The 26,108-nt window shown below is 69.9% G+C and carries 24 protein-coding genes and 1 pseudogene; 6 read left to right on the top strand and 19 right to left on the bottom strand.

The genetic code is table 11. The features are described from left to right. Positions 1 to 14 precede the first annotated feature (14 nt). The 6 genes from ACH4UK_RS29715 to ACH4UK_RS29740 form a co-directional block, all read right to left on the bottom strand. Positions 15 to 1,235, bottom strand: a complete 1,221-nt coding sequence (locus tag ACH4UK_RS29715) for an MFS transporter (protein ID WP_398361191.1) — start codon at positions 1,233 to 1,235, stop codon at positions 15 to 17. 69 nt (positions 1,236 to 1,304) lie between these two features. After that, positions 1,305 to 2,114, bottom strand: coding sequence for a tryptophan synthase subunit alpha (gene trpA, locus ACH4UK_RS29720; protein WP_331759771.1), 810 nt, complete (start codon positions 2,112 to 2,114; stop codon positions 1,305 to 1,307). Between the two features lie 36 nt (positions 2,115 to 2,150). Next, on the bottom strand, positions 2,151 to 2,702 hold the full coding sequence (locus ACH4UK_RS29725) for a hypothetical protein (protein ID WP_331759589.1): 552 nt from the start codon (positions 2,700 to 2,702) through the stop codon (positions 2,151 to 2,153). 219 nt (positions 2,703 to 2,921) lie between these two features. Continuing rightward, the gene (locus tag ACH4UK_RS29730) at positions 2,922 to 4,166 is read right to left on the bottom strand and encodes an MFS transporter (protein ID WP_331759588.1); all 1,245 of its coding nucleotides are present in this window, start codon (positions 4,164 to 4,166) and stop codon (positions 2,922 to 2,924) included. Positions 4,167 to 4,784: 618 nt separating this feature from the next. Continuing rightward, positions 4,785 to 5,630: a hypothetical protein gene (locus tag ACH4UK_RS29735; protein ID WP_331759587.1), complete on the bottom strand. Its 846-nt coding sequence runs from the start codon at positions 5,628 to 5,630 to the stop codon at positions 4,785 to 4,787. Between the two features lie 331 nt (positions 5,631 to 5,961). After that, the gene (locus ACH4UK_RS29740) at positions 5,962 to 6,843 is read right to left on the bottom strand and encodes a hypothetical protein (RefSeq protein ID WP_398361193.1); all 882 of its coding nucleotides are present in this window, start codon (positions 6,841 to 6,843) and stop codon (positions 5,962 to 5,964) included. Positions 6,844 to 7,146: 303 nt separating this feature from the next. Here ACH4UK_RS29740 and ACH4UK_RS29745 point away from each other — a divergent pair, with 303 nt between their 5' ends. The 3 genes from ACH4UK_RS29745 (at position 7,147) to ACH4UK_RS29755 (ending at position 10,323) form a co-directional block, all read left to right on the top strand. Then, positions 7,147 to 8,418 (top strand): PTS transporter subunit EIIC, encoded by a 1,272-nt coding sequence (locus ACH4UK_RS29745; RefSeq protein WP_398361231.1) that lies wholly within the window; start codon positions 7,147 to 7,149, stop codon positions 8,416 to 8,418. A gap of 402 nt (positions 8,419 to 8,820) precedes the next feature. Then, positions 8,821 to 9,618, top strand: a complete 798-nt coding sequence (locus ACH4UK_RS29750; protein WP_398361195.1) for a glycosyltransferase — start codon at positions 8,821 to 8,823, stop codon at positions 9,616 to 9,618. Positions 9,619 to 9,855: 237 nt separating this feature from the next. Further along, on the top strand, positions 9,856 to 10,323 hold the full coding sequence (locus ACH4UK_RS29755; RefSeq protein WP_398361196.1) for a hypothetical protein: 468 nt from the start codon (positions 9,856 to 9,858) through the stop codon (positions 10,321 to 10,323). Between the two features lie 193 nt (positions 10,324 to 10,516). Here the strand turns inward: ACH4UK_RS29755 and ACH4UK_RS29760 are convergent, their stop codons facing one another. The 7 genes from ACH4UK_RS29760 to ACH4UK_RS29790 form a co-directional block, all read right to left on the bottom strand. Continuing rightward, on the bottom strand, positions 10,517 to 12,325 hold the full coding sequence (locus ACH4UK_RS29760; protein WP_398361198.1) for a hypothetical protein: 1,809 nt from the start codon (positions 12,323 to 12,325) through the stop codon (positions 10,517 to 10,519). A gap of 144 nt (positions 12,326 to 12,469) precedes the next feature. Beyond that, positions 12,470 to 14,278 carry a hypothetical protein gene (locus ACH4UK_RS29765; protein WP_331759580.1) on the bottom strand — a complete coding sequence of 603 codons (1,809 nt, stop codon included), beginning with the start codon at positions 14,276 to 14,278 and terminating at the stop codon, positions 12,470 to 12,472. Between the two features lie 392 nt (positions 14,279 to 14,670). Further along, on the bottom strand, positions 14,671 to 14,985 hold the full coding sequence (locus tag ACH4UK_RS29770) for a hypothetical protein (protein ID WP_398361200.1): 315 nt from the start codon (positions 14,983 to 14,985) through the stop codon (positions 14,671 to 14,673). 245 nt (positions 14,986 to 15,230) lie between these two features. Then, positions 15,231 to 16,118: a hypothetical protein gene (locus ACH4UK_RS29775; RefSeq protein WP_398361202.1), complete on the bottom strand. Its 888-nt coding sequence runs from the start codon at positions 16,116 to 16,118 to the stop codon at positions 15,231 to 15,233. Positions 16,119 to 16,326: 208 nt separating this feature from the next. Next, a complete protein-coding gene (locus tag ACH4UK_RS29780; protein ID WP_398361204.1) occupies positions 16,327 to 17,865 on the bottom strand; it encodes an exonuclease domain-containing protein in 1,539 nt (512 codons plus the stop codon). Positions 17,866 to 17,929: 64 nt separating this feature from the next. After that, on the bottom strand, positions 17,930 to 18,475 hold the full coding sequence (locus tag ACH4UK_RS29785) for a hypothetical protein (RefSeq protein WP_331759576.1): 546 nt from the start codon (positions 18,473 to 18,475) through the stop codon (positions 17,930 to 17,932). Continuing rightward, the gene (locus ACH4UK_RS29790; RefSeq protein ID WP_331759575.1) at positions 18,472 to 19,038 is read right to left on the bottom strand and encodes a hypothetical protein; all 567 of its coding nucleotides are present in this window, start codon (positions 19,036 to 19,038) and stop codon (positions 18,472 to 18,474) included. The genes ACH4UK_RS29785 and ACH4UK_RS29790 overlap by 4 nt, the downstream gene beginning before the upstream one ends. A gap of 301 nt (positions 19,039 to 19,339) precedes the next feature. On the opposite strand from ACH4UK_RS29790, the gene ACH4UK_RS29795 reads away from it, so the two are divergent. The 3 genes from ACH4UK_RS29795 (at position 19,340) to ACH4UK_RS29805 (ending at position 21,640) form a co-directional block, all read left to right on the top strand. Further along, positions 19,340 to 20,647 carry a hypothetical protein gene (locus ACH4UK_RS29795; protein WP_398361206.1) on the top strand — a complete coding sequence of 436 codons (1,308 nt, stop codon included), beginning with the start codon at positions 19,340 to 19,342 and terminating at the stop codon, positions 20,645 to 20,647. Positions 20,648 to 20,806: 159 nt separating this feature from the next. Continuing rightward, positions 20,807 to 21,310: a hypothetical protein gene (locus ACH4UK_RS29800; protein WP_398361208.1), complete on the top strand. Its 504-nt coding sequence runs from the start codon at positions 20,807 to 20,809 to the stop codon at positions 21,308 to 21,310. A 30-nt stretch (positions 21,311 to 21,340) separates the two neighbouring features. Continuing rightward, a complete protein-coding gene (locus ACH4UK_RS29805; RefSeq protein ID WP_331759572.1) occupies positions 21,341 to 21,640 on the top strand; it encodes a hypothetical protein in 300 nt (99 codons plus the stop codon). Here the strand turns inward: ACH4UK_RS29805 and ACH4UK_RS29810 are convergent. The 6 genes and pseudogenes from ACH4UK_RS29810 to ACH4UK_RS29835 form a co-directional block, all read right to left on the bottom strand. Then, positions 21,626 to 22,207 (bottom strand): hypothetical protein, encoded by a 582-nt coding sequence (locus ACH4UK_RS29810; protein WP_398361210.1) that lies wholly within the window; start codon positions 22,205 to 22,207, stop codon positions 21,626 to 21,628. The genes ACH4UK_RS29805 and ACH4UK_RS29810 overlap by 15 nt on opposite strands. Positions 22,208 to 22,432: 225 nt before the next feature. Further along, positions 22,433 to 23,746 carry a hypothetical protein gene (locus tag ACH4UK_RS29815; protein ID WP_398361212.1) on the bottom strand — a complete coding sequence of 438 codons (1,314 nt, stop codon included), beginning with the start codon at positions 23,744 to 23,746 and terminating at the stop codon, positions 22,433 to 22,435. A gap of 259 nt (positions 23,747 to 24,005) precedes the next feature. Beyond that, on the bottom strand, positions 24,006 to 24,863 hold the full coding sequence (locus ACH4UK_RS29820) for a hypothetical protein (protein WP_331759568.1): 858 nt from the start codon (positions 24,861 to 24,863) through the stop codon (positions 24,006 to 24,008). After that, a complete protein-coding gene (locus ACH4UK_RS29825) occupies positions 24,860 to 25,381 on the bottom strand; it encodes a hypothetical protein (RefSeq protein ID WP_331759567.1) in 522 nt (173 codons plus the stop codon). Before ACH4UK_RS29825 ends, ACH4UK_RS29820 begins: the two co-directional genes overlap by 4 nt. Before the next feature lie 13 nt (positions 25,382 to 25,394). Then, positions 25,395 to 25,748 (bottom strand): hypothetical protein, encoded by a 354-nt coding sequence (locus tag ACH4UK_RS29830; RefSeq protein WP_331759565.1) that lies wholly within the window; start codon positions 25,746 to 25,748, stop codon positions 25,395 to 25,397. A gap of 153 nt (positions 25,749 to 25,901) precedes the next feature. Next, a pseudogene (locus ACH4UK_RS29835) lies at positions 25,902 to 26,108 on the bottom strand (single-stranded DNA-binding protein); the annotation flags it as partial.

The raw sequence follows: 26,108 nt of genomic DNA on the forward strand, positions 1-26,108 counted from the left end.
GGCGTGTCCACCCTTCACGCTGCGGTTCGGCTCGTTCGCAGCCCGCGAAGGGACCGGTGCAGCGGCCAGCAGAGGACAGCTCCGAGAAGTCCAGTCCCGACTGACATAGCGGACGCCATATGCCCGCCACCGTGATCAAGGGCCCACGCGGTCGTCAGTGGAGCGATGATGATCGCCAAGGCCAGGTTCGTGCCCCACAGTCCGGCGTACAGTCCCCGAGACTGTGGGGGAGCGATCCGAGTGACCAGATCACCGGCGGCGATGAAGAGTACGACCTCTCCGGGCACAGCCAGGGCTGCGGCAACGCTGTAACCCAGCGTCGTGTCGGACAGGCCTGCAACGCCCATCGCAACTCCGAGGACGAACCCGCTGGCTGCCAGCAGGGCTGTCATGGGGCGTTCTGCACCTGCCCGGCGGCTGAGCCACGGTGTCAAGAGTGGGGAGAGAACGACGACTACGGCCGCATTGGCTACCTGGGTCGTGCCGTAGGCCGCGGCGCTCAATCCGTCCGCGGTCATCAGGATCGGAAGCGCGGTCAAGATTCCGCCGGCGCAGATCAGGGCACCGAGACTGGCCAGGGACAGGAGCCACAGTCGCCGGTCCCGAAACGCCTGGCCGTATCCCGCCCCTGCCGCTCGGGCGCCGCTGGTGCCCGAGCGGGCGGGCAGGAAGCGCATTACGGCGACGCCGAAAGCCGCGCAGGCTAGCGCGTTGACCCAGAAGAGGGCTTCGGTGCCGACACGGATCGCAAGGTATCCCCCCAGCGCTCCGGCCAGTCCTGCGGCACAGTTCACTGCGTAGTGGCGCCAGCCGTTGACAAGGGCTTGCCCCGCTTCAGTGGGCACGGTGTCGGCGATGACGGCCGAGACCACCGGCCGGGCCGCGTCGTAGACCATGCCGGTGAGGAACGCCGCCGCGAAGATGCCCGCAGTGCCTCGGAGTTCAGCGAGTGCTGGCAGGACTGCGGTGGCGACTGCCATCGCTGCGGTGAGGGTCGCACGGTGCCCGATGCGGTCCGAGAGCCGGCCGCACGCCACTTGCCCGACGAGCCATCCGACTCCGAATGCGGCGACGACCCAGCCGGTGGTGCGGGTGGAGTAACCGAGGCCGTCTAGGTGATACGGCAGGAACGGGTAGGCGAAGCCGAGGCCCCGGACGGCGAAGCAGCCAATGAGCACAGCCCAGATCGCGGGCGGCCAGCGCGCTGGATCGGACGGTGCGGAGAGTGTTTTCATCAGCCGGGCGTCTGGTCGGGGCACTGAAGGCTCCTGGGTGATGATCCGTGGGCCGGGACGGCGGGACGGTCAGGCAGGTGCGGGGGAGCGGAGCGATTCGGCGAAGAGGGCGACGCGGTCGGCGGCGGCAGCGATGCCGCTCCGGTCAGGACGGGCCAGGAGGGCCCGGACGATCGGCGATCCGACAACGACTCCGTCCACGAACGCTGTGACCGTCGCCGCGAGCTCGGGCGTGGAGACGCCGACACCCGTAACCACGGGGACGTCCGTGGTGCGCCGGCACCGCTGCACAAACCGCTCCAGTGCGGTGTGGTCGAGGTCGCCGGTGAAGCCGGTAGCGCTAAGGGCAGCGGGCACGTAGACCCACCCTGATGCGACGGCGCAGGTCCTTGCGAGTTCGGAATCGGTGCTCGGCCGGGGCGCGAACTGAGGAGTGCACAGCCCGGCGGCCTGGGCAGCGGCGTGCCAGGTTTCGGCCTCGTCCGCCGGAAGGTCGGGAATCATCGCTCCCGCTGCCCCGGCCTTGGCCAGGTCGCGGCTGAAGGCGCGGACACCGTACTGGTGAACGGGATTCCAGTACGACATGACAACGATGCTTGCCTCAGTGCTCGCTGCGGCCCGGGCGACGGTCGTGAGTACGTCCGTCACCCGGGTGCCGTGCTGCAGCGCACGCTGGTAGGCCGCGGTGATGTCCGGGCCGTCGAGCGTCGGAGCCTGGACCGGCACCCCGATCTCCAGAATTCCGGCACCGGCACGAGCAAATGCGGTGAGCGCCTCGGCGTCCAGGCCGGGGCCGGGGAACCCAGCGGGCAGGAACACCCCCAGCGTGCCCGGGGACTGACAGAGCCGGGCGGCAAGACCGGCGGCTGCGCGGTTCATGACCGTCACGAGTGCGTCCTTCGCGGAAGAGGGCGGTCAGGACACGGAGGGGGTGCCGGTCAGGTTCCAGCTCTTGCTGTTCTTGCCGTCGTCGGCGATGTCGTAGTAGGCGGTGGCGTCGGCGGTCCACTTCTTCTTCTTGGTCTTGACGTAGACCTCGCCATAACCGTCGCCTCCGGTCGGGTACGTCCTGGAGCCCTTCTCGGACCCGTTGATGTCTCCGCTGATCTCGCGCTGCTCACATATGCCGTAGTTGCAGTTCTTCTTGGTAGTCGTGCCGCTCTGGGCGTACATGAGAACCGAGAAGCCGTTGAACCGGGTGCCGCCCGTGTACCAGGACGTTCCGTCCCAGGAAGCCTTGTTCAGCCAGGCCTTGTAGTGCCGGTAGCCGCCGCTCGTGCCCTGGTACTTGATGCAGATGTTGAGGCTGACCTTCGCGTCGGGCTTGCCGGGCAGGGCGAAGGACTTGCTGCTGGTCTTGCACTGGGTGGTGGAGGCTGCCTGGGCTGTTCCGGCCAGCGCTGTCGTGCCGCCGAGGGCGACGGAAGCAACGAGGGCGGAGACGGCGGTGCGCTTCAGGGTGAGCATGAGGGGCCTTTCGAGTTGTGGGAGAGGGAGGTCACTGGGCTCGGCTGACCGGAGGTGCAGCGGGGTGCTCGGCGGCGTCGGTGGGCAGCGGCAATGTGGGGTCGGCGGGGGAGTCGCGACAGGCGGCCTGCTCGGCTGCCGGGCGGGGGGCGGGCCAGGGAAGGTTGGTGAACTTCGATGTCACGGGTCGGGCCTTTCGGGTCGGCGCCAGCGATGGCACTAAGCGGCGGACAGTGCGCTGTCGGCATCGGCAGGTCGGCGGAGGGATCTCGCCAGGGGGCGGCATGCGGCGACGGCGACCAGCGCGCAGCACAGGAGAAGCCCGGCCACGAGGGGCCGCCCGCCGGCGTGGAGAGCGACGGCGATGCCGAGCGGCGGGAGGGACGCGGCGGCCTGGCTGCCGCTGATGACTGCCTGGTAGCGTCCGGTCGCGCCTCGGGGAACGTGGGTGGAGATGTAGGCGCCCAGTCCGATCGAGTAGGCGATCTCGCCGGGGACCAGGAGCACCGCGGCGAGGGCGTAGCCCATCGCCGTGTGCTGCAGAGCGGCGAATCCGATGCCGAGCCCGAGGATGGCGCAGCCTGCCGCCAGGATGGGGGCCAAGGGGTATCTGGGTGTCTCGCCAGCGCCAACGAGAAGTCGGGTCAAGGGCGGGGTGAGGACAAGCACCGCGATCGTGTTCGCCAGCATCACGGCGCCATATGTTGTGGGTGGCAGACCATCGCTCGTCATCAGCAGCGGAAACACGGAGACGAGTCCCCAGGCGCAGGTCATCCCACAGAGTGAGGCGAGGGCGATCCAGCGCACCGAGGGGTCCGCGAGGACTTGTCGGTAGGTGACGCCGGGTTCCCTTTCGGGCGCCGGCGGGTGTGGAGCGAGCACCCGGCGTGCAACGAGCGCGAACGCAATGCAGGCAATCCCGTTGATGACGAAGAGCGCCCGATAGCCGTGCTCGTGGGCCATGTAGCCACCGACCGCAGCGCAGATGGCTATGCCCACGTTCGACGACCAGTAGAGCCAGGCCTGAGCGCGAGTTCGGCCGGCGTCGCTGTCGATCGCGATGTTGATGGTCGCGGAGACGGCGGGCCTGTGGGCTTCCATCGTCAGCCCCAGGAAGAAGGCGACGATGAGGAGCGCCGTGAGTGACTGGGCCAGCGCGAGCGCGAAACAGGCCAGCGAAGATAGGCCCATCAGGGAGATCAGTGCGGCTCGTTGGCCGAGACGGTCGGTGAGGGCGCCTGCCGAAGCAAGTCCCACGCACCAGCCGACACCGAAGGCTGTCAGAGCCGCGCCAGCGGCTGTGGTTCCGTACCCCAGGCCGTCTCCCACGTAGTAGCCGAGAAAGTCCCAGGCGAATCCGGCCGCCTTCAGAGCGAGCGAGGACCCGATCAGGACCAGGACCACGGAGCGCGCTGTCCGCGCTGTCGACGCAGTTCGGTCGGCGGTGGTGGGAGCGGCAGTCATGCCAGCTTCTCCTTGTCGCGAGCCGGTGTTGGCAGCCGGGGGCGGACCGCGCGAAGCCGGCCATGCCTGGGCACGGCCGGCTTCGCGGTGGTGTTACGCCGGGCGCTGGGCGCGGTACGGGCGGTTGCGGCAGGGACGCATAGCGGCACCTCCCCTCATGCAGTTCGGTCGGCCTCGCGGCTGCGGGGTTGAGCCGAAGTTACGAAGAGCTGGAGGGCGCGGCGACGGCTCATTTCCGCTGTGGGGAGACTTCAATATCGAAGTCTCCCCACATGAGAGATACGGGCAATTCGGTCACCGCCGCGTTCGGTATTGAGGGCGGGAACTCCGCCTTCAGGAGGAACGCCGACCGTGCGAAGAACCGCGAGAGTCGCAGAGGTAGCCCGTACTCCGCATGTCGTAAAGGGAACGACAGGTCCCTGCTTCAGTCCCTGCCAAAACACCTGGTCAACCGGGCTTCTGGAGCAGTTAGGGACTGAGTTTCCGAATTCACGTGGGATGGCCGGACGGAGACGAAGCCGCGCCCAAACCGTCAGGCAGAACAGCAGCCAGCGCAGCCACCGCGGCCCGGCGGATCGTAGGGCTCACGCCCCGCCTTCAGCCTGACGGCTGTCCTCGTCAGGCGGTTTGCCGCGTGAAGGACTCTGCACCGCGCAGCACGCTTCCCATGGAGGCCCGGGCCGGCACGCAGGCCGTACGCATCGCAGCACGACGGAGCAGGACCGCGTACTCCTGCACGGCGAGAGGGTCCTGGAAGAGTGCTCGTGAGCCGCTGGCGGTCAGGGTGGCGATCACCGCGTCGCCCCGCAGGACGGGCGTCGCCAGGGCCTGGCCGTCGACGGTCCGGCTCGCCGCCACCCGCGTCGTGGTGATGGATTCCAGCAGGCGTGGCTCAAGCCGCAGTCGCTGCCCCTCCGCGTCGCACGCAACGTGCCCGGAGATGAAGGACAGGGCTGCTCGGCCAGCGGCCGTGTGCCGCAGGTCCCCGTGCTGCTGGGCAGCCATTTCATAGTGTTCAGGCTCGGGACAGAGCAGCTCGACAAGTTCGAGATACATGCCGGTGCCAGGTCGCCACCCTGGTTCGTGGTAGGCGATCGCCAGGCCTGTCTCATCGTGCAGAGCCTGGACGGTCTGTTGGATCCGGGGCGTGCTGGAGCGCGCACTGACTTGCGCATTGAGGAACTTCTTCGTAAGCCGGTAGGCGCCGTATCTGGTTCCGTGCATCACCAGGCCTTCCTGCACAGCAGCGATGAGCATCCGCGACGCGTTCTGCGGCCGCAACTCAGCCACCCGGGCAACGTCGGCGACCTGGTGCTCCTGACGCGGGCCCAGGGTGGCCAGCGCTAGCAGTACCCGCATACCGGAGCGGGCGGACTGATTGGGCAGAGGACGGTTGACAGCGGAGCGGTCGCTGCGGTTGTCAGGGAGCGGCGGGATCGGGTGCAAATTGCCGATAGTGGGCATGACACTCCAGGTTCGCGAAGGCCTGTTGGAATTCCTGGCGTGGGGGCCTGTTGCCGTTACGCCTGATCGGTGCGGGATAGCGGGTTGCTGTCCCGCTGTTGCTCGGCTGCCTGGTATGCCTCGGGCTCGTACTTGGGCTCCAGGAAGAGCCGTTCCCAGCTGGGTTTCGGGGACAGCGGGGGCCGTCTCGTAGGCGAACGACGGTCCCTGTGAGCGGGAGGTGGCGCGGGCATCGGCTTGTGTTCTTCCTCTGCGGAGTCCGGGCGGGCGGACAGTCGGTTTGTACGCGGGCCCCGGGGAACCTGCCTTCCCCGGGGCCCGCGGGTAAGCGCTACGCGCTGTTGGCGTTGTCCTGGCGATGCCGGGATCGCCGGTTGAGATGGGCGGCCCCGATCGCAAGAGCGCCTGCAGCGACCAGACCGGTCGCCGCAACTCCGAGTGCCGTGTTGTCGCCCCCTCCGGTTTGAGCGAGGGCACCGCCGGCGCCGTCGGCCGCGACGTTTCGGGCGTCGCCCGAGGTCGGCGTGACGTCTGCTCGGGGGCTGCTGCTCTCGCCCGACTGGTCGTTGCCGGTCCCGTTGTCGCCGCCTGGACCCGAGGAGGAATCACCCTCGCCGCCGCCAGGCTTCCCCGAGTTGGTCGGGTCAGGCCCCCCGGGGTCGGTCGGGCCGGGGGTGGGGTCCGTCCCGGGGTCCGGGGGGTCCGTCGGATCCGTCGGGTCCGTCGGATCCGTCGGGTCCGTCGGATCGGTCGGGTCCGTCGGATCCGTCGGGTCCGTCGGATCGGTCGGATCGGTCGGGTCCGTGGGATCCGTCCCCGGGTCCGTCGGGTCCGTGGGATCCGTCCCTGGGTCCGTCGGGTCCGTGGGATCCGTCCCTGGGTCCGTCGGGTCTGTGGGATCCGTCCCCGCGTCCGTCGGGTCCGTTCCGGGGTCCGTCCCCGGGTCCGTCGGGTCCGTCGGGTCCGTCCCCGGATCTGTGGGGTCCGCCCCCGGGTCGGTCGGGTTCGTGGGGTCCGACGAGGGAGCGTCGCCCTTCTCCGAACCAGGAAGTTCAGCACCTTCGACAATGACGTCGATCCTGGCCTTCCCTTCCTGTCCCAGATCGGCGGCAGCCGCCCCGACCGTGGACAATCCCAGCGCACCCACGGCGATCGCGAACGTGGACGCCGCCCTCAACGCTGTGCTGCGTGCTCCTGCGCTTCTCTTCTTCATGCGGTCTCGTTGACCTCTCTCGGGTCCTGCCGTCTTGCGACAGCTACGGCTTCGAACTCGACGCACAGTAGGAACTCAAGCGGACACGCACGGATCTGCAACCTGGTCTCGGCCTCAGCCATGACGCACCATGCATTCCGGCTCTCAGGCCGAACGAGCAGAGCAGGTCATGTCCGCTTCGCTGCGTACGTTCTCGGGCATGTTGACGCAGCAGCCCCTGAGCCTCCGCAGAGAGACACCAGCTCCCGCCAGTAGCACTACCGGTGCGCGGAGCAGCCGATGAGTCGGGTCTCCCTCAAAGCCATGGCATTCACTCGGAGCTGGGCCGCGCACAACGTAACGAGCCCCTCAGCAGAAAAGGGGACCTCAGCCACCGCGGCGCGCCTCCGCAGAGTGGGGCAAGGCCTCTCTCTGCCCATTGCGGCAATGCCCACCGCCGGCCTGATGCTCCGCCTCGGACAAGAGGACATGCTCGGCCGTATCTCGTCTCTGCACCAGGCCGCCGCCGTCCTGTCGGGCGCAGGAGCGGCCGTACTCGACTTCCTGCCACTGCTCTTTGCTATCGGCCTCGCATTCGGACTGAACCAATCGCCCGACACAGCAAGCCGAGTTCTCTCCAGCGCGGTCGCGTACCTGATCCTCGCAAGGACCGTTCTGGTACTGAACCCTGCGGACAAGCCCGACACGCCACTGGCCCAGCAGCCCTATGGCGCCCTGCTCGGAATCATCGGCGCCCTCCTCGCCATGGCGACGTGGAAAGTGGTGGACAGATGGAGGCGCACCTTGCCGGTGTTCGCTGTCTACAGCTTGATCGCCGTGGCCTCCGTTGCAGCAGGGGCACTGCTCGGTTTCGTCTGGCCAGCTGTGGACGAAGCCCTGACGGTATCGGCCACAGCCGTCTCCGACCATTCCGTCATCGGCGGCGCCGCATTCGGAACTCTGAATCGGCTTCTCGTACCGATCGGAATCCATCATTTGCCGTCCACGGTCGTCTGGTACATGGCGGGCGACGAATGCGGCGAAGGGCTGCGCGGGGACGTCCCCTGCTTTTTCACCGCAAGGGATCCAGAAGCCGGGATTTTCCTTGGCGGCTTCTTCCCGATTGTTTTGTTTGCCCTGCCGGCCGCTGCACTGGCGATGTGGCGAAGCGCTCCGTCTGGGGCCCGGCGTCGTCAGGCGGCAGCTCTCCTCTTGCCCGCCGCCGCCCTGTGCGCAGCAACAGGTATCACCGAACCGATTGAACTGGCGGTGGCATATAGCGCTCCGGTGCTCTATGTCATTCATGCCATATTGACCGGCGTAAGTCTCGCTGTGGTCAACGCGTTGGACATTCACGCGGGATTTGTGTTCTCGGCAGGCGCAGTCGACTACGTCCTGCAGCTCCCGCTGGCCACGCGGGGGCTCTTGCTCCTGCCCATCGGAGTGATCTTCGGAGCGGTCTACTACGTGCTCTTCCGATGGGCCATCTCCAGGTTCGACCTCCCCACACCCGGCCGTGGAAACCCGGATCCGGCGGCTGACACCTCTACCCCTCACGGCGACCCGAAGGAAACCGTTCATGACCGTGTCGTGTGAGCCTCAAGCCGCATACGTGGGCCTCGGCGCAATCTTCTGTGTCCTCGTCCTGGACCAGCGGCCGGTGTGGGCCAGGAGTGCCCCCGGGGCGGTGCCAGAACGGACTCCCGGGGCTCACGAGCTGCTCGTCATTCGGTGGTGTGGCAGTTCCCACGAGGACCTCGCCCCTCCGGCAGTGCTGTCCCAGGCAGCCCGGACCGCACCCGCGCCCGACTGCGATGACGACACTCTGGCCGCCTGGCGGAAGGGGTTGCCCCCTGGGGTCCAGCTGACCGTGCTGCGCCCCTCCGCTCTCCTCGGGCCATGGGCAGACCGGCCCGGACAGCACCGCCATACACACGAAAGGCGCGAGAGCCGATGACCCCCAGTACTTCCACCACCGCTATTGGACAGGAGCCCATCGTGCACCGAATCGAGCCCCCTCAGGTAGCCGTCATCACGCCCACTGGGCTGCGCCCGGAACGCCTTGGATACCTCAGTGAACTGCACCGCAGTCTCCGAGGCCAGGAAGATGTCTCCTGGGAGTGGATCTTGTCGACCAATGGCGTCGACGCCAGCCCCGAGCGACTCCCACCGGAGATAGCTACCGATCCACGGGTCAAGATCTGTGCCCGGCGCCGGGCGGGCGCAGCTCCCGCACGCAACACCGCGTTGAACTATGTGACGGCCCCGTACGTGACTGCTGCCGACGACGACGATCTGCTCAGCACCCGAAGCCTGGCCGTGCGGTATGAACGGCTCGTCGAGACCGGCTTGGGCTGGGTCGCCGGCCATAGTGCCGACATGGCGGCAGACGGCACTTTGACCACCTGGGCCTGCCCAACTCCGGTTGGCAGACACGAGGCCGGTGAGGTGTGGACGTACTGGCCATCACCTATGGAGAGCAAGCCACCCATGGGTCACACCATGATCATGGCCCGCACGGACCTTGCGCGAGCATGCGGTCATGGCGGCATGCACAAAGGGGAGGATTATGCCTTCGTGATGGGCGTGACGGGGCGGAGCTCCGGCGAACTGCTGGGGCATGTCGTCTACCACTACAGGGACCATGAACATCAGTGGACAGAGCAGGCGGACTACCGCGATCAGGCTGAATTCGATGCCCGAGTTTTCGCCTGGAACATAGGAAGGTCCCTCCACCAGGCACGGCACTCAGGCGACAATTGTAGGTTCCGCGGTTTCGCGAGCTTTTCCGCGTGATCATGGGCACCGTTCGGGCAATTCCGCTGTTCGGTGAGCAGGCGATCTCGCGACCTGCGGGTTCGTCGAACCAGCGGGCTCGACCCCTGGGTCCTTAACCGTGCTGCTGCTCATAATTGGTCGACAGAGGCAGTGCTCACGAAGCACGGATTCCGGTGTTTCCGCAGGAACCAGTGCTTACCAACTCGCGGAACCTACAGACAAGGAAACCGCGAAGACGACGTGAAGGAGACAGACGTGACGCATCAGTTGGACCCGTGGGACCCCGAGCACCTCAAGTTGGAGGTGGAGCGGGAGCCCGAGGAGCCGTGCGGGGGGTGTATCTGGTGCCATGAGGCGAAGCCGAAGTTCGACCGAGTCCTGGACGGCGCCGACTACCTGCGGGTCAGCTATCAGGATCCCGAGCAGTTCAGTTACACCGCCACCGGCAACTATCTGCACCGCACGACCTGCTCCTACGTTCGCCGTCGTATGCCCGCCGACCACGTGCGCCCGGAAGGGGAGGCGTACGCCCGGGCCTTGCAGAAGTGGGCGCACGAGCACCACGACTACAACAGTCCGGAAGCTGAGGAGAGGTACAGCCCTCACCTGCGGCTCTACATCATGAGCCCGGCCCGGGCCCGCCAGTGGATCGCGGAGAACACGGGGCCTCGCGGCGGACGTAACTACCGGCTGTGTAAGGAGTGTCGGCCGAGCGAGCCGTGACGACGGCTCGCCTCTTCAACCAGGCGTCACAGACCTGCCGCGATGGCGCCCACCACCGGTGCCGCGGGCCGTCCTCCACGGCGATGACTGCCAGGCCTTCCTTCCCGCCGCGCCTTCCAGGCCGCCGCCGGAGACGTAGCCGTGCCCGGGGCGGGGTGCGGATGTCCGCACCCCGCCCCGGGCACCTGCCGGCTCAGCTGCTCCGGCTTTCGAGCTCCCCATCGACCGGCCCTGCCGCGACACCGCAGCAGGAGAAGTAGCCCCCGCTGTGCGTGGGCGGCGCGACCAGCGCTGTCAGCTGCTCCCACGGGGTGAACCGTGGGCCCGTCTCCACCAGCGCGTCCACCACGGTGACGAGGGGCTGGTTGGAGCTCGACGCCAGGCCGACAAGCGAGGTTGGCACATCGGGGTGCCACACGGCGTGCTCGATCGCGGCCGCGAGCTCTGCGGGCCGTCCCTGGGCCGGCAGGAGCAGAACCCGGTCCTGGTCGGTGATGACGAAGCCGACGGCCGGAGCCGGCTGCCCGTAGCTGCCGACAGGCTCGGTGCGCAGCAGCACGACCTCCAGCGGCGCGCCCGCCGAGGAAGTGGGTGCGGACATGACCCTCGGTACGTGGAGGGCGACGAGCCCGGTGCCGGGGGTGGTGGCGCACCAGGCCGGACCGGTGACCGCCGGCCAGGTTCCCAGCACGGCTCCGGCAGCCGCGGCGGGGTGGGCGTCGAGAGCGTCGAGGACGCGTTGCGCGCGGTAGCTGCCGGAGGCCTCGGCGGAGGTGACCTGTCCGGTGAACAGCGCGCGCAGCTGGGAGGGCAGAGGGTTCGTGTTGAGGAGCACGGTGCCCGCGCTACCGGGGTCGCCGAAGGTGTCCACGGCGTCGCGCGCCATGTGCTGGGACGGGGCATGTTCCATGACCCACTCCAGCCCCTCGTCGAAGTCACCGCTCGTCGCCGGGACGGGCGGCAGGTTGAACTCGACAGCGACCTGCCAGATACCGGCGTCGCAGTCCTTGGGCAGCGCTCCGAGGTCGGGGAAGACATCTCCACGCCAGTCCGAGGTGACTCGGTTCCACCGATACCTTCCCAGCTCCAGCACGGAGTCGCGCAGAGTGCCCTGCAGGTCGGCTGCGGCGCTCTCGCAGCGCCGGAGAAAAGCATGCGCCCCGGCCAGGGGCGGGGGAACGTGTTCCGGCAGCCGCTGGGCGTCCGGCGCCCAACTGGACACGAGCGCCGGGGTAGCGCAGCCGGGTGGCCACCACGGCAGCCGGTGGCCCAGGGCCTGTGCCAGGTCCCGCAGTTCGTCGGCGGACGGGCGCAGTTGCCGGAGTTGGCTGTGAAAGCGGTCTGCGTCGCGGCCGCCGACATCTCCCTTGTGCAGTTGGAGCACGCGCACGTCCCCGGACATGGAGCCGTACTCGGGTTCGGCGATGGTCGGGAGCAGGACCAGGGTGCCCAGCAAGTCGGTGTCCGCGCGGTGATCGGGCTCGAAGCCGGCAAGGATCTCGTGCACCAGGTGGTCCAGCGGGCTTTCATGGGGCCACCCGGGTGGCCAGCCGAGCAGGCGGCGCATCTCGCCCGGGGCGAGCACGGTCGCCAGCCACACGGACGGGCCGCTGCCGCTGGCGGTGGTGTAACGGATGACGTGGACGTCGATCGGCGGGCGCCGCAGGTCGGGGTGGTCGGGGATGTCGTCCTGCTGCAGCCGCAGCGTCTGCTGGCTCTCGCGGCGCAGGTGCGGGCCGTCCGGTCCCGGCATCAGCCAGGACGCGGTGCGCGGCGGCAGACGCCGGCCGGTACGTGCGCACCAGCGGGCCACGGTGTCACCACGCCACAACGGCCGTGTCGTGGTGCTGCCTGGTGCGTCGGGCTCGGGGAGGGCGTCGGGCTCGCCAGGGGTGCGCAGTTGGGACACCCGGCCGCGGGTGAGACCGGTCAGTCGGGCGATGTCGGCACCGGAGTAGGCGTCGGCGAGGGGGCGGTCGGCACGCGTCCAGAGAAGGGCCATCCCACAAGATTAAACGAAATGCTTAGCGCCGGTAGCTTTTTCCGTTCCGCTCTTCTCTATAGCCGAGGTCCGGGGCCCTGGGGGCGACTTGCGCGCAGGATGGCCGCGTTGTCGGCTTCCGGTCGTGGCACGGCTCGCAGAGCTCTACTTCGCCGGTTTGCGTCGAAACCGGGACACCTCCACCGCCCATGCGGCCAGAGCCGCCAGATCTCCGTTCGTCGGGGGACGGCCCAGAGCGGTTGCGATGCGGGGGTAGGCCGGATGCATGTCATGGTCGGCGCCGGTGACCAGTGCGGAGAGTAGCGGGGCGCTGCCGTCGCGGCTGTGGTCGATCCGAACCAACAATGACGTCTGCTCACCGCGCTCCAGGACAGGAAGCTCCGATGGCAGCTGCTGCCGGATCTGTGCCCACGTGAGGGTGGTCCCCGCGGACGCGGCCTTCTGCAGAATCGCCCTGACCGCCTGTGCCAGCGGGTCGAGCGGCGTGCGCGCGGGGCGGTCCCGGTTTCTGGCCGGCCGTGCGCTGTCCGTGCGCGCGGAATCGCGGCGGTCCGCTGCCCGCTGTCGCCGCTCGCTCTTCTGCTCCCACGACACGACCGCCAGACGGTCCTTGGGGTCGAGCTCATCGCCCGCGGTCTGCGCCGCGCGTACGAGGGTGCCCACGTGCCTCTTCAACTCCGCGGCGGACAGGGAGCGCGCTTCCCGGCGCAGGTACTTGAGCAGCTTGCGCGCGTCCGTGGCGGCTTCTCGGCGCCGCTGAGACCTCGTCTTCCGGGCGGCGGCCGGGCACGGTTCCTTCTTCGGCTTCTTCGGGGCCGGCGGCACCGGCCGGTAGCCCGCCTCCCGCCGGAGTGCGGCTGTGGCGCGGGGTTCTTCGATACGGTCCTGCCCGCGCAGGTAGGAGCGTGCGGCAGCGAGCACACGTTGCTCCGAGACGCTGGCGCCGCGCCGGGTCAGGGCGGCGGCCTGCGGAAGGCGGGAGCGCACGTCCCAGGCGCGGCGCTCGCGGACAGCCGCCTCGAGCTCGGCGAACAGGCGGTGCTGGTAGTCCTCATGGGTGGCCAGCCACGCGCGTGCCTCCGCCAGCGCGTTCTCCACCGCGGTTCGCACGCGCGGGGTCAGGCTCTGCAGCAAGGAGTCGCCGCCTGCACACAGCCGGCGTACGTGTTCGACCGTGCCGGTCCGCCGCGCGGCCTCCAGGCCGCGGACGAACGTCACCACGTTCTCCGGCAGGGCCGCGGAGTGGGCGGCCGGGCTCTCGGTAGCGGTGCGGCGCGGGCCGGAGGCACGGGCACGCAGGAGACGGGCCGCGGCCGGCGTGAGCAGGCCCTCGTCGCCCCAGGTGCACTCGCTGAGCGGAATCCAGTCCGTGGGGTGGGCGAGGCTCTGCGTTCCGATCCAGACCCGTCGGGACGCACCGTCGCTGTCGCACCGCACCCGGTAGACGTACGGACAGCCCGCCAGCGTGCCCGGCTCCGGCACCACACCGGGCCCGAGAACCACGGTCCGCTGGGCGGCATCCCAGTCAGGCCGGACCGAGCCGTCCATGTGGATACGGAAGGTTGTGCCGTCCTCCAGGTCCACGTCGACCAGGGAACCGATCGGCGGCGGGAAGGCGAAGCGCGCGGCGCGGCCGTGGTCCAGCAGCGACCGGGACATGGCCGACTTCACGTAGAGGTGGTCCGCGCTGGACGCACCCACGGCCGGCCGGCGGCAGGTGTTCGGCATGCCGTTCGGCTGAGGGAAGTGCTGGAAGTGGCACTGCCGATCGACGTAGAGCTTCGTGGCGAGCTGGGCACCGCAGCCGCCGAGCAGCACACCGCACCAGAATGTGTCGCCTTCATGGGCGTGGCGGAAGACGTCCAGTTCGATCGCTTCAGGGGGTAGGACGATGGGCACATCCGAGTGCTCGTCGCCGATGACCGCCGTCTGCACCAGCCTGGAATCGCGCACGCGCCGCCCCCTCTTCACCTTCCGAACCACGATAGGCGCGGCGTGCTGGTGCCACGGGCAGTCCGGCGTGAAGGGCCGCCGGAACCGTGTTCATGTCCGGATGTCGCCACTGGCGCGTCACACTGATCTTTCAAAGACAACATGGCGAGGGTGCGGCGGCGGCCGCGCCCCGTTCGGACCGCGCGCACAGGTGATGCACGGGTGAGCAGGACCGGTCGGGGACAGGCGCCGAAGATCATTCGAGATGCAGCAGCGAGCGGAGATTTCCCGGTACCTAAGGCTACCCAGGAGCGAAGCCGCCGGAGTTCCGTTCGGAGATACTGCCTTCTCGCCTGCTACTCCTCACTGATCCGGGCTTCAGAGTGCGGACTCGGGCACGCGCAGTTCCGGCGTCAGCGTGCGCTCTGCTCGATCAGCGGAAGGCGATCGTCTCGGTAGAAGAGGGCCGGGGGCCAGAAGACCTCTCCCGGCGCTTGCATGCGCTCCGCGTACCAGAAGGCATCGCTGAGTGCCTCCAGGTAGGGGCGGGCCTTCCTCCGGCGCCAGGCCCGCCCCCACTTGGTCCGTGCCCCGGAGACGTACTGCTCGGTGATGGCCAGGACGTGCCTCTTCACCTGCTGAAGGTGGTCCTGGACGAGCCACCCTGCCGACTCACGGGTGACGCCGTAGGTGTCGTAGTGAAATGCGAGCTCGGCTGCGTACCCCACCTCCTTCGCAACATCCCGCCATGCAGCGGCACTTCGGAACGTGAACTTTCTGGCAGGAACACGAGGGTGGCGGGCAGCAGCGAGCGGCATGGGTTCTCCGAGGGGACCGGGTGAAGGCGTGAAGCTGGCCTCAGGGTCCAGCGACGGAGTGCATCGGCCACTGCCACCGCGAAAAGTCACCACACTGCCGGCGCGACCGGATCCAGCGACGACCGTCGGCCGAACGGGCCATGGCCGCGATCGGCTCAGCGAACGAGTGCCTCACTCGTCGCGGTCGCCACTCCGCTGACCCGTTCGGCGAGCTCTCTGAGCTCGTCTTCCTCCGACCCGTCCGCGTTGTCGAGGATCCCGGGGAGTTCGCCACCAGTCGCTGCGATGACGCGCATCGCGCGCAGGAACTGCTCGTACCGGTCGGCCTCCGCGAGCGCCGCCTTACTCGGCGGTGCGATCGTCCCCTGGACAGGCTCCGCGCCGGCATCATCGCTGAAATCGCCGTCAGGGTCCTCCACCGCCCACCCTTCATCATCAGAGGGGCCTCCAGCCCCCGTGCCCCGTGGGGGCCGAGCGCCTCCCTGCGCAACGGTGGGCTCGTCCCACATGTCCTCGTCGGGAGGCGGTGCGTTGCGTGAGTGCTCTCGCAACGTGCGGTTGACGACCTCGTCTGCTTCCTCCGGATCATTGGACTCCGTGAGGCGGCTCTCCAGGGCATCCAAGACCTGCGTGTCCCGCGCGGCGGGGATCTCTCGCAGAGCCCGTTCGGTGAGTTTGAGTTCCAGAGCGTCATCACCGAGTCGCACGGTCAGCTCATGCGCGAAGGCCGCGAAGCGGGCGAGGCGGTATCGGTGAGGGCGCGAGGACTGCGTCAGTTCCTTGTGGACGTACTCACGCGGATCCTTGTACCCGAGCGGGACCCACGCCTTCACCCGCACAATTTCCCGCACGGTGTCGTCGAGTTCATCGGCAAGGTTCAAAGCCCGCTCGGTGAGCTCTCGGGCGTACTCCGGTGTGCACGGCGTCCCAGGGTCATCGGTGACCACCCCCTCTAGGACGTCACCCTGCGACGGCTCGTCGCCCGCCGGTGCAAGTTCCTGACCTGATGTGATGTCCACGCTGTTCTCCAGCTCCTGCGGCATGATGGGGGCAAAGCTGAGTCTGCGGTTGGAAGCGGACAACCTGTCTTGGAGATGTCAGCACAGGCGACATGATCACCGTGGCATTGGGGACGCGCCGGTGCGAAGCATGGTGGCTCTCGCAGCATGGCGGGAAGGCCGAGTTCCCGGTACTCGCCTGGAGGAGCCGGGTTCTTGCGGACAGCCGCGGGGAGGCGGTGTACGCCCGGAGCTATGCGCCCGCCGTCTCTCCAGTGGCCTGGCTCGGCAAGGAGGCCGGTGAGAGCCCGTCGAGGGCGGGAAGCCCCGGGACTGCCTGGGCAGCTGCGGTCTGAGGGGTGAAGGTCGTACCGCGGCCGGCCGCCATCTCCACCAGGACGTCCCGGGCGGCCTTTGCATCCCCCAGCGCCCGGTGACCGCCGCCCAGGGCAAGCCAGCGGCCGGAGCCGAGCCACGTCGCGTAGGACTCCATCAGGCAGAACCAGTTGGCGGGGTCGTCCAGGTGCATCGGCCACTTCCCGACCCGCTTGGCGTCGTTGGTGACGACGGTGCGGTCGAAGACCTCGTTGTACGCGCAGATCACCCGGCCCTTGGTGACCTTGCGCAGCCGCGGCAGGATCTTGTCGAAGGTGCGGGCCTTCGCGGCCACCAGGTCCTCGTCGCTGATGCCGTGCACCCAGTACGCCCCTTCGCTGATCGGCGCCTCGGGCTGTACGAGGGTGTCCATCAGCTTCTTGCCGGTCTCGGCGTCGACGACCGCGACCTCCACGGTGCGCCCGTACAGGTCGGTGGTCTCGGTGTCGAGGACGACGGCCGCGCCCGGCTTCAGCAGCTGCCGGGCCCGGCGGGTGATCCGGCCCCACGCCGGGCACAGCGTGATCTCCCCGGCGTACGCCCCGGCAGCCGCGTCCGCCTTCAGCCGGGCGGTGACGTCCTTCTTCGTCGGGGCTCCGTCACGCCGCTCCCAGTCCATCTCCCAGCCGCCGGTGTACGGGGAGCTCCAGGCCCACACGGTGACCCCGTACTGGTCGGCGAGGGCCTGGGCGAAGGCGCGGACCGTGTCGGCCCTGGTGGGCGCCTTCGCGGCGTAGGCGCGCAGTGGGCTCGGTACGCCCTTGGGGAGGTTCCGCGCGGCGGCCCAGTCCACGCCGGGGATCTCGCGCACCGCGCGGACGTCGGCGAGCCGGTACAGCGGCACGGTGACGGTGCGGTACCGGCTGGTGCCGGCGGGCATCTCCATCGTGGTCACCGGGGTGAGCCAGCCGGCGGCCTCGACGTACCGCAGGTCGGTGGGGTACCGGATCTCCAGCTCCTTCGCGGCCAGCTGGCCGGTGACGTGGCGCTCGCCCTCGGCCTCAAGCGGCAGGCGGTCGATGTCCGCGGTGAGGTAGCGGCCGAAGCGGCCGACCTTCACCCGCCCTTCGTCACCCATACGGGCGATGTCGCGCCAGTGCCAGCCGATCCGGGCGACGGCCTCGTCCCGGGTGATGCTGACCGCCTGCCACGCGGTCCGTTCGGCGACCAGCGGCTTCACCAGCTCCGGGGCCAGGGCGAGCGCGTCCTTCGTGCTGTAGAGCGCCCACCGCTTGTACCAGTCGGCGACCTCGAGGTGCTTCAACTCGACGAGTTGCACGACGTCGTCGGCCGTCACCGGCACACCGAGGCGCTCGGCGAGCAGCGCGCCGATCCGCTGCGCCCCCAGGGCCTCGGGCAGCGTCGCCTCCGGCGCCTGGGTGTCCTTCGGCGCGGTCTCCACGGCGGTTTCCGTCATCGGTACGCCTCCCGGCAGGTCGTCATCGGCATCGTGTTGTTCAACAGCATGGCGGCCACCACTGTCATTGCCCGGCCGATCCGGACGCCGCGCTCTCCGGGGCGGCCACCGTCCGCAGCGCCGCGGCGGTGAGCCCGATGACGCCGGCGATGGCCCGGGGGTCGTCCTCAAGTTCCGAGACGATGTCGAGCATCCGCTTCCGGCCGACCAACCCGTGCGGCACCTGCTGAAGCAGGCGCTTCGCCACGCCCCGCGCCCTGGCGGTGCCGGACACCTGGTCCTCGACGTTGCTCAGTTCGGCGGCGAGGCCGCGGCCGAACAGGCCGTCCTGACCTTCGGCGACGGTCAGGACGGTCAGGGCGTCGGCGTCGAGCGGCACCAGCAGGTCCAGGTCCGGGATGCCGGCGCGGGTGCGCAGGTGGGCGGGGCAGTCCTCGAACACGATGACGGACAGGCAGAGCTGGGCGATGTGGAGGGTGTGGAAGGGCGAGAAGTCCGCGGCGTGTGCGGCGAGGACGGGCAGGCCGGCGGTCAGGGGGGCGTCGGGCCGGGCGAGGGCGAGGGAGTACTCGGCCGCACGGTCCTGCACGATGGTCCAGTAGGGGTTCACCAGCGGTCTCCATCCCAGTCGCCGTCGTCGTCGCCGTCGTCGTCGTACGGGTCGCCGTACTCGTCCTCCGGCCCGTAGCCGTCCTCGACGGTGGGCTCGTCGTCCGGTTCCGCGAACCGGTACTTGTCCTCGTACGGGTCGTCCGGCTCGCGAGCGTCCTCGGCCATCTGCTCCCAGTGAGCGGTCTCTGCCTCGGCCTCCATATCGGCTTCGTATGCGGCGCGTTGAGATGGAGACATCCGCGCCAGCTTCAGCTCGAACTCGAGGGTTTCCACGATCGCCCGAGCCTGGGCATACCCGTCCCAGATCTGGACCGGGTAGTGCGGGTCCTTGGAGCAGTAGCCCCAGCCGCCGTCCCGGTGGAGGTGGCCGGCGGGACGGGCGCACCGCCCGCCATCGATCGGATGCACGAGGCCCGAGCACACGAGGACGAGGGCCTTCGACGAGGTCGTCGGGCGGGGCGTGTGGCGTAGTTCGGCGAGGACATCGGGGAAGCGGCGGCCGGTGCTCCGCGCGATCACGCGGGCTTGGCGTTTGAGGTGGTCGTGTCCGCTCTTGGTCACGGTCGTCTCCACAGCGGAATCCCACGCCTCCCGCCGGACGTCGCGTGTGTGCTCGCAGCCGGACAGACAGGTACTGCTGCGCGGGACTCTGGTGCGGTCCTTGTCCGGCGGCGCTGCCCCGGTGCGGCGTGGGCGCGGGGGCGAGCAGCGGAATCGGCGGTTCGCGGCATGCCGAGTTGTACGGGTACCACGGTAGCGGCTGCCACCGACAGTACGAACAAGATCGCCGGACGTGACCGGTATTGAGCGAAGGTGGCCTGGCGGTGCGTCAGGCTGTGAGCGGTACGGGAAGGGAGCAGGGGTGGCCAGTAAGGCGCAGGCGGCGTGGGACGCGCTGAACGAACGGCAGCAGGCGTACATGACGGTGCTGTACGACCACGACCAGGCGGTAGAGGCCGGGCGGGCGCAGGATGCCGCCGCCGGGTATTACGACGACACGCCGGCGTCTGTGTGGCGGTGGTTGGACGTGGTCACGCCGGGGACGAAGCTCACCTCGGTGCAGCGGGCGCTCGCGCTGAAGGACGTGCGGGACGACGGCACCGGGTCCACGCTCCAGGCGCTGCAGCGGTACGGGCTGATCGAGGTCCGTGACGAGGTCGTCGAGACGCACCGGGGGATGTCGAGGAAGGTGACGGTGCAGCTCACCCGGACTGGGCGTGCGGCGGTGCGGGCGGGGACGAAGGAGTCGGGACGGCGCACGACCGGTGAGCTGTCGGCGTACGCGTGGGAGCGGCTGGTCCGGCTGTGGAAGGCGGACCCGGCCACGGTACGGATCTGGGGCTTCAACACCCGCAAGGCGCTGGTCGAACGTCCGTCCCCGCCGTACGCCGAGGGCCGGGACGGCGACTACCGGATCACCGAGGCCGGGCGGGAGCACTACCGCACCCGGTGGGCCCGATACGCAGCTCTGTACCCGGACGTCGCGGCCCCCGACCCGGAAGGGGCCCCCGAGCCGTGGCCGGCCGAGTTGCAGCGCACCCTGGACCGGATGAAGTCCACGGTCGAGCTGGCGCACCGGGCCCAGTGGACGGCGCACCGCCGGTGGGAAGAGGCGGAGAAGGACGTCGGGAAGCACACGGCCACCCGGGAGCCCAAGGCCGAAGCTCAGTGGCACACCCTGCTGTTGGAGCAGGCGCAGGCCCGCGCGGCCCTGGCGATGGCGCACCGGGAGCAGGCGGCGCAGGAGGCGGTGGTGGCCATCCGCCGGTACGCGCACGCCCTCTGCGCGGCGTTCACCGCCTCGGTCGAGGGCAACCCCGCCGGGGCGAACCTGACCACGGCGGTGGTGGCCGCCGCCGACGCGGGCCAGGACAACCCGAAGGTCCCGAAGCCTCCGGTGTGCGGACTGCACCGGGTCGACACCGCCGTCCAGGAGGCGTACGGCACCCTGGCCGGCACCCGGACCCGCAAGCGCCCGCTGCCCAAGCAGATGCAGCCCGTCGCCCGGTCCGTATGGAAGGACTTCACGGACCCGCCCGCGCACGACCTGGTGGTGCAGCGGCTCCAGGATCTGTCGTGGACGGTGGCCTCGTACGTGGATGGGGGTGCGCTGCGCCGGGAGCTGCACCCGCCGGCAGCACGAGCCGGAGCGTCCCCAGCCGGGTCCTGACGGTTCACCGGATCGATAGAGTCGTGCCGTCACCATCGAGCACCGGGAGCGGTTGTGGACTACCACCTCGAGCGCGGGCAGGTCTACCGGTCCTGCGCCGTGACTGCTGGCCCCCCACGGTACGTACGGATCCTGGTGGGGGCGGCTGGGCGTAAGCGCGTGACGATCGTCGACGCGGCCACGGGCCGACGGGAGCGGGTCGTCGAGGCCAAGCAGCTGCACCCGTACCCGGTGGGCCCCCGGGGCGGCCAGCATCGCCGGGGATACGTGCACACCGCGACACGCGAGTGGGTGGAGCACCTGGTGGACCGGGCGCTGCGCGGCCACCCGTTCACCATCGCCGCGTCCTCGATCGCCCAGGACCCGTGGCGCGGTGGCTACCTGCGGCTGCGGCACGAGGTGACTCTGCCCGCGGTGCGCGCGATCGTGGCGGCGCTGGAGGCGGCGGCCTGGACGGTCGAGCCCTCCACGGCCGCCGAGGACGAGCTGCGCGTACGCCTGCGCGGACAGCTGACGTGCCCGGCCACCCGCGCCGGCAGCGCCGGCCGGTGGTACTGCGACCTGGACCGCGACCACCGTCACGAGCACCGGGACAATGAGACGTTGGAGACGTGGGACGACGCCGGGCCAGCCGCTCCCGGGGCACGCACCGGCGGTGTCTGACGTCCTCGGCCTGGGTCCTACCCTCGGCGGATGACCACGAACGACGACACACCGGCAGACGAGAGCCCTGAACTCCAGACGCTGCGCGCGGACCTGGAGAAGCACTTCGCCTTCCTGCGGGACTTCAGCGCCGAGGCACGCGACCCCGTCCTGAGCCGGATGACCGGGTATGCCTACGGCTACGCGATGGCCAAGCTCGAGGACGGCGACCCGGCGGCCGCGGCCAGGCAACTGGCCTGGATGGTGACCAGGTCCTCCCAGCACCAGGACGTACCCGGCTACCCCGGCCCCGGCAGAGCTGACGCCGGCCCGCGGTCAACTGCTGGCTGAGACCCGGGCACGCAGGTCGGCCACCGCGGCGTCGATCGCGGCGTGCACGTCGGGGACGAACTCGAGGACCGCGGCGACGGCTTCGGCTGGGGCGCCCGGGTCGGCCTGCACGGCGGCGAAGGCTTCGAGTTCGGTGAGCGGGGTCAGGTGCTCCCACCACGCCCTCTGCTTCTCGCCCCGGGCGTAGCGGGTGGTGAGGACTTCCAGCGGGGTCAGCGGCAGCCGCTCGTCGGGCTTGCCGGCCGGGATGAGGAGCCAGGACAGGCCGCGCTTGTCGACGAGGCCGCAGATCTCCGAGCCCTCCGCCCAGTGCTGCCCGCGGCCGCCGTCGGCGGCCTTGATCAGGCGCTCCACCATGTCGGTCTCCCGGCCGGGCTTGGGCCGGCCGGGGTTCTTGACCTTCGCGAGGTACTCCTCCACCCGGCTGACGGCCCACCATCCGTTGCCGCCCTGCAGGTCCTCCCCGGCCCGGGCCCAGCCGATCGCGCCGAGGGCGTACGCCTGCTGGGAGTAGCGCCGCTCGTAGCGAACCCCGTCGACGGCTTCCTTGTTGGCGGCCCGGGCCACCCGGGTGACCTCCGTGAGGGTGGGCCCGTCGGTCCACGACAGGGTCCACTCGGCACGACGGTCGTCGTACGCAGCCTCGATCCACTCGTGCTTGCTGTACTCGGGCTTGAACTGCTCGGAGACCAGCTTGCGGATGCGGGCAGAGCGGTTCTTGGGCGCCGTGGAGCGAGGGTATCGGCCGCGGCCGACGGGACAGCTCGGAAGGCTGTCCCGCCTGCTGCCCGGCTAGGGGTGTTCGCCGGCGGACGGCTCCAACTCCGGTTCGGCGCCCTGGGTGTAGGCGTGGTGGACGGCGCCCTGGACCAAGTCGGCGAAGAGGTCCCGTACAGCGCTGTCGCCGAACTGGCCGCGCAGCGCGGCCATCATGTCCAGGCTCAGGGCCGCGTGCTGATACTCCTCGGGAAGGCCCGGCCAGTGGCGGTTGAGCGCGGCGGCCGCGGTGCGGTAGGCGTCGGTGATGACGCGCTGGTCCTCGTCGTACAGTCCCCACGGGCGGCGGGCGCTCACAAGCACCAGCACGGAGACGTTGCGCCAGCCGGGCGCGGCGTCGCCGGGCCGGTTCACCCGGAGGCCAGGCTCCTTCACCAGGACTTCCGGCGAGTCCGAGGCTGGCGGTAGGACGAAGACGTCCGCCCGGGCCGGGTACTCGGTGCCGTCCCGCTCCAGGGTGTGAAGGTTGCGGGCGACCAGGGCGGCGAGGAGGTGCTCCATGGTTGCGTCGCCGATCAGGTCGGCGTCCGGGGCGACGGGGACGGACGCGTCGAGCAGGAAGGCGACCTGGCCGACCGCCGGGGTCTCTGCGTCGTCCTCGTCGAGCAGGTCCGCAGCGGCGCGGGCGCGCAGGGCACCGAACGGGTTGTCGCTGTGCCCGGTGACCCAGCTTGCGTACGACGCCAGGTGCCGGCGGGCCCACGGGTCGGTGATGCCCTGCCAGCCGAGCTCGTCGACGACCTTACCCACGGTCCAGGCGAGGTTCTCGGCGAGTTCCACCACGGTCTCCCCGGTGACCCAGCGGGTCAGGACCCCGGCCACCGCCTCGAGCGCGGCGGTGTCCACGGAGGCGGCAGGCACCTCGGGGCCGGCGTCCAGGGCCATCCCAAGGACGATGGCGGATTCCGTGGAGCCGGGGCGGCCCGCGACCAGGTCCTCGGGTCGGCCGGTGGCGCGCTCGCAGGCCGTCGCCGCGGCGTGCAGCGCGGCTGTGAGGGTGGCGAGCGCCTTCGGGCCGGCCTGCCTCAGCGCCTGGCGGATGGCGTCGCTGTCGCCGTCGGCCGGGACGTCGATGTGCCGGACCGGGCCGGCCTCCGTGACGATCTGCTCGTACGTACGGCTCTCGCTGTAGTGCAGGGCCCTGGTGCCGTATGCGTTGGTCTCACCGGAGTTGAGGTACCAGCTCGCCCCGTGGGCATCGACCAGGCGGACCGGGTACTTGCGGTTCTGCCCGGTCGTGTCGACCTGGCGGACGGCCCGGGCGCGGAAGGCGCCGGTCTCCTGCATCGCGGCGCGGGCAGCCCGGTCGCGGGCGCGGTTCTTCGACATCAGCTTCACTCCATGCCGGTACGCCCCACGCGCGTACCGCTCAGAGCGGACGCTGGTCTTCGCACGATGCGTCAGAGACGACTTGCCGGAGCTGGGGGCCTGGCGTGGGCCTGCGGTCCCCTCACGGATACCAGACGGTCGTGCGCCGCCCGGAACCGAGTGTACTGGGGTGAGTGTGCCGCCCCTTAGTACGCGCCGCATCACCTACGGTTCGTCGGCGTCGGGGAGGGCCTCCTGCTCGGCGGCGCCTGCCGGGCGATCACTTCGGGGGCCACGGAGTTGTCCGCGGTGTCTTGTCCGTGCCGGGGCACAGGCCGGTGAACTCGGCGGAGATGGAGTGCATGCCCACTAGGCCGTCGTCGCCGACGGGGGCCAGGTGCCGCATGCCGGAGCAGCGGGCGACCGGTCCTTCCCAGTGCTTCGGCCCCCGGTACGGCAGCTTCTCTGCGGGGTCCGGGAGGGTGGTGCCCGGATGAGCGATCCGGCGCAGCGGACCCTCGTCGAGGATGTCCTCGAGTCTCGCGGGCTCGCCGGCTCCGGCGGGCAGGAGGATCACCAGCGGGGCACCGTCGTGCGCGGTGGAGTCTAGGGCCTCCCACTGGTCGCCGTCGCGGTCGGCGTAGGGGTAGCCGATCAGGTAGCGCTGTCCGGCGTGTTCGACGGACGGGACGGCGGCCAGGTGCGCCGCGTCGTGCGGTCCGTGCTCGCGCAGCAGGACGGTGGCGAGATGGACGACGTAGTCGACCTCCTCGCAGGGGAAGCCGCCGCAGCCGCCGCAGGCGCAGTGCTCGTGCTGGCAGCAGCACTGCTCCCCGCCCCACATGTGGCCTTCGGGGCCGGTGCCGTCGTAGCGCACCCCGGTGTCCCCGCAGCTGTAACACACCCTGTCGGTGGGGAAGATGGCGTCGAGGGCCGGGTCCGCAGCATGCTGCGGTTCTGTGGCGCGCAGGGGGCCGTGGCCGGAGTCTTCGGACAGGTGGAAGGCGAGGAGGCCGGCCAGCGGCTGGCGTAGGGGGCCGAGCTCCGGAGCGGTGCCGTCCTGCTCCAGCAGGTCGTACGCCCGGTTCATCGTCGCTTCGGCGGTCGTCGCCGCGGTGGTCACGGAGGCTGTCGTCATCGGTTCACCTGGCTGAGGTCGCGTCGGTACTGGAGGTTCTCGGCGACGACGCCGGCCCAGTCGATGTCGGTGCGGGTCAGGGGGACGTCGGGGGTCTTAGCCCAGTTGTGGGCGCCGGTCTCGGGGGTGAGCAGGGCGTGGCGCAGGCACTCGCCGCACACGCCGGTGGCGTGGCACTCCCAGGGGGTGCCCTGGCCAGCAGGGCGCTTCTCGTCGTCGAGGGTCCTCTCGTGGAGGGTGGAGTGCCGCCAGGACGCCTCGGCAAGGAGGCGTGGCCAGTCGATCGCGGCTGCGATGCGTTCGAGGACAGCGGCCATGGCCTCCTCGACGGCGTCGTACCGGTCGGTGGGCATGGTCTGGCACTCGCCGAGCCGGCCGTCCCAGATCTGCGGGCCGACGACGCTCTCGGTGAGGACCCTGGTGACCCGGAGTTGGTTGGGCATCGCGTTCCTCGTGTGGTTGGGCCGCCGCTCCAGACCGGAGCGGCGGTGGGTGGTCAGCAGCAGTAGGGCGGCCATGGAGGTGGCCGGACTAGAAAAGACCGTCCTGCGCGGAGGCAATCGGGGGCAGCGTGGGTTCTGGGGCGGGCTGATGGCAGGAGCAGTTGCAGCGGACCCGGCACTGGCGGTCGGCGAGGTAGAGCGTGGCGTCGCTGCGGTTGAGGCCGGAGGCACCCCGACACGGGAAGGGGCCGTGGCCCCGGCCGAGGACGGCTTCTTCCTCGGTGCCGCGCCAGGCGATCCACTGCTCGTGACCGCACGTGCCGTGTCGGCTGTGCTCGCAGGCGTTGGACACGATCTGGCACGGGCACCGGGCAGACTGCGGCGGGATCTCCTTGGGTGCGAGGACCATGTCGCGGACCCAGGTGGCAGCAGCGGCAGACATGGGCAGAGGCGCGGTCGGCACGCTCCCTCTTTCGTGGCTGGTAAGGCGGAGGCGGGGCCGTTGTGCGCTTCTCCCTGTCCTGCCTTCCAAAAGTGCTCGGCGGGCCAGACGGATGGTGATGCTCGCCTGGCCCGCCGGTCTGGTTCCGCCGTCCTAGAACGGCGGCTCGTCGCTCGGCGGAGCCGCGTTGCTGGCCCACGGGTCATCGGCGGGCGTGCCTTCTGTCGCGTTGGCCGTCTGGCCGCCTCCGTAGCCGCCCTGGCCGCCGCGACCGGTGGTCTTGGTGACCTTGGCCGTGGCGTTCTTGAGGCTGGGGCCGACTTCCTCGACGTCCAGCTCGTAGACCGTGCGCTTGACGCC

Source organism: Streptomyces sp. NPDC020884 (genome assembly GCF_044333935.1).
GTDB lineage: Bacteria > Actinomycetota > Actinomycetes > Streptomycetales > Streptomycetaceae > Streptomyces.

Excerpts from the sequence above, each read along its gene's own strand:
- ACH4UK_RS29715 (WP_398361191.1), bottom strand. The coding sequence starts at position 1,235 with ATGAAAACACTCTCCGCACCGTCCGATCCAGCGCGCTGGCCGCCCGCG.
- trpA (WP_331759771.1), bottom strand. The coding sequence starts at position 2,114 with ATGAACCGCGCAGCCGCCGGTCTTGCCGCCCGGCTCTGTCAGTCCCCG.
- ACH4UK_RS29725 (WP_331759589.1), bottom strand. The coding sequence starts at position 2,702 with ATGCTCACCCTGAAGCGCACCGCCGTCTCCGCCCTCGTTGCTTCCGTC.
- ACH4UK_RS29730 (WP_331759588.1), bottom strand. The coding sequence starts at position 4,166 with ATGACTGCCGCTCCCACCACCGCCGACCGAACTGCGTCGACAGCGCGG.
- ACH4UK_RS29735 (WP_331759587.1), bottom strand. The coding sequence starts at position 5,630 with ATGCCCACTATCGGCAATTTGCACCCGATCCCGCCGCTCCCTGACAAC.
- ACH4UK_RS29740 (WP_398361193.1), bottom strand. The coding sequence starts at position 6,843 with ATGAAGAAGAGAAGCGCAGGAGCACGCAGCACAGCGTTGAGGGCGGCG.
- ACH4UK_RS29745 (WP_398361231.1), top strand. The coding sequence starts at position 7,147 with ATGGCATTCACTCGGAGCTGGGCCGCGCACAACGTAACGAGCCCCTCA.
- ACH4UK_RS29760 (WP_398361198.1), bottom strand. The coding sequence starts at position 12,325 with ATGGCCCTTCTCTGGACGCGTGCCGACCGCCCCCTCGCCGACGCCTAC.
- ACH4UK_RS29775 (WP_398361202.1), bottom strand. The coding sequence starts at position 16,118 with ATGCCGCAGGAGCTGGAGAACAGCGTGGACATCACATCAGGTCAGGAA.
- ACH4UK_RS29780 (WP_398361204.1), bottom strand. The coding sequence starts at position 17,865 with ATGACGGAAACCGCCGTGGAGACCGCGCCGAAGGACACCCAGGCGCCG.
- ACH4UK_RS29805 (WP_331759572.1), top strand. The coding sequence starts at position 21,341 with ATGACCACGAACGACGACACACCGGCAGACGAGAGCCCTGAACTCCAG.
- ACH4UK_RS29815 (WP_398361212.1), bottom strand. The coding sequence starts at position 23,746 with ATGTCGAAGAACCGCGCCCGCGACCGGGCTGCCCGCGCCGCGATGCAG.
- ACH4UK_RS29820 (WP_331759568.1), bottom strand. The coding sequence starts at position 24,863 with ATGACGACAGCCTCCGTGACCACCGCGGCGACGACCGCCGAAGCGACG.
- ACH4UK_RS29825 (WP_331759567.1), bottom strand. The coding sequence starts at position 25,381 with ATGGCCGCCCTACTGCTGCTGACCACCCACCGCCGCTCCGGTCTGGAG.
- ACH4UK_RS29830 (WP_331759565.1), bottom strand. The coding sequence starts at position 25,748 with ATGTCTGCCGCTGCTGCCACCTGGGTCCGCGACATGGTCCTCGCACCC.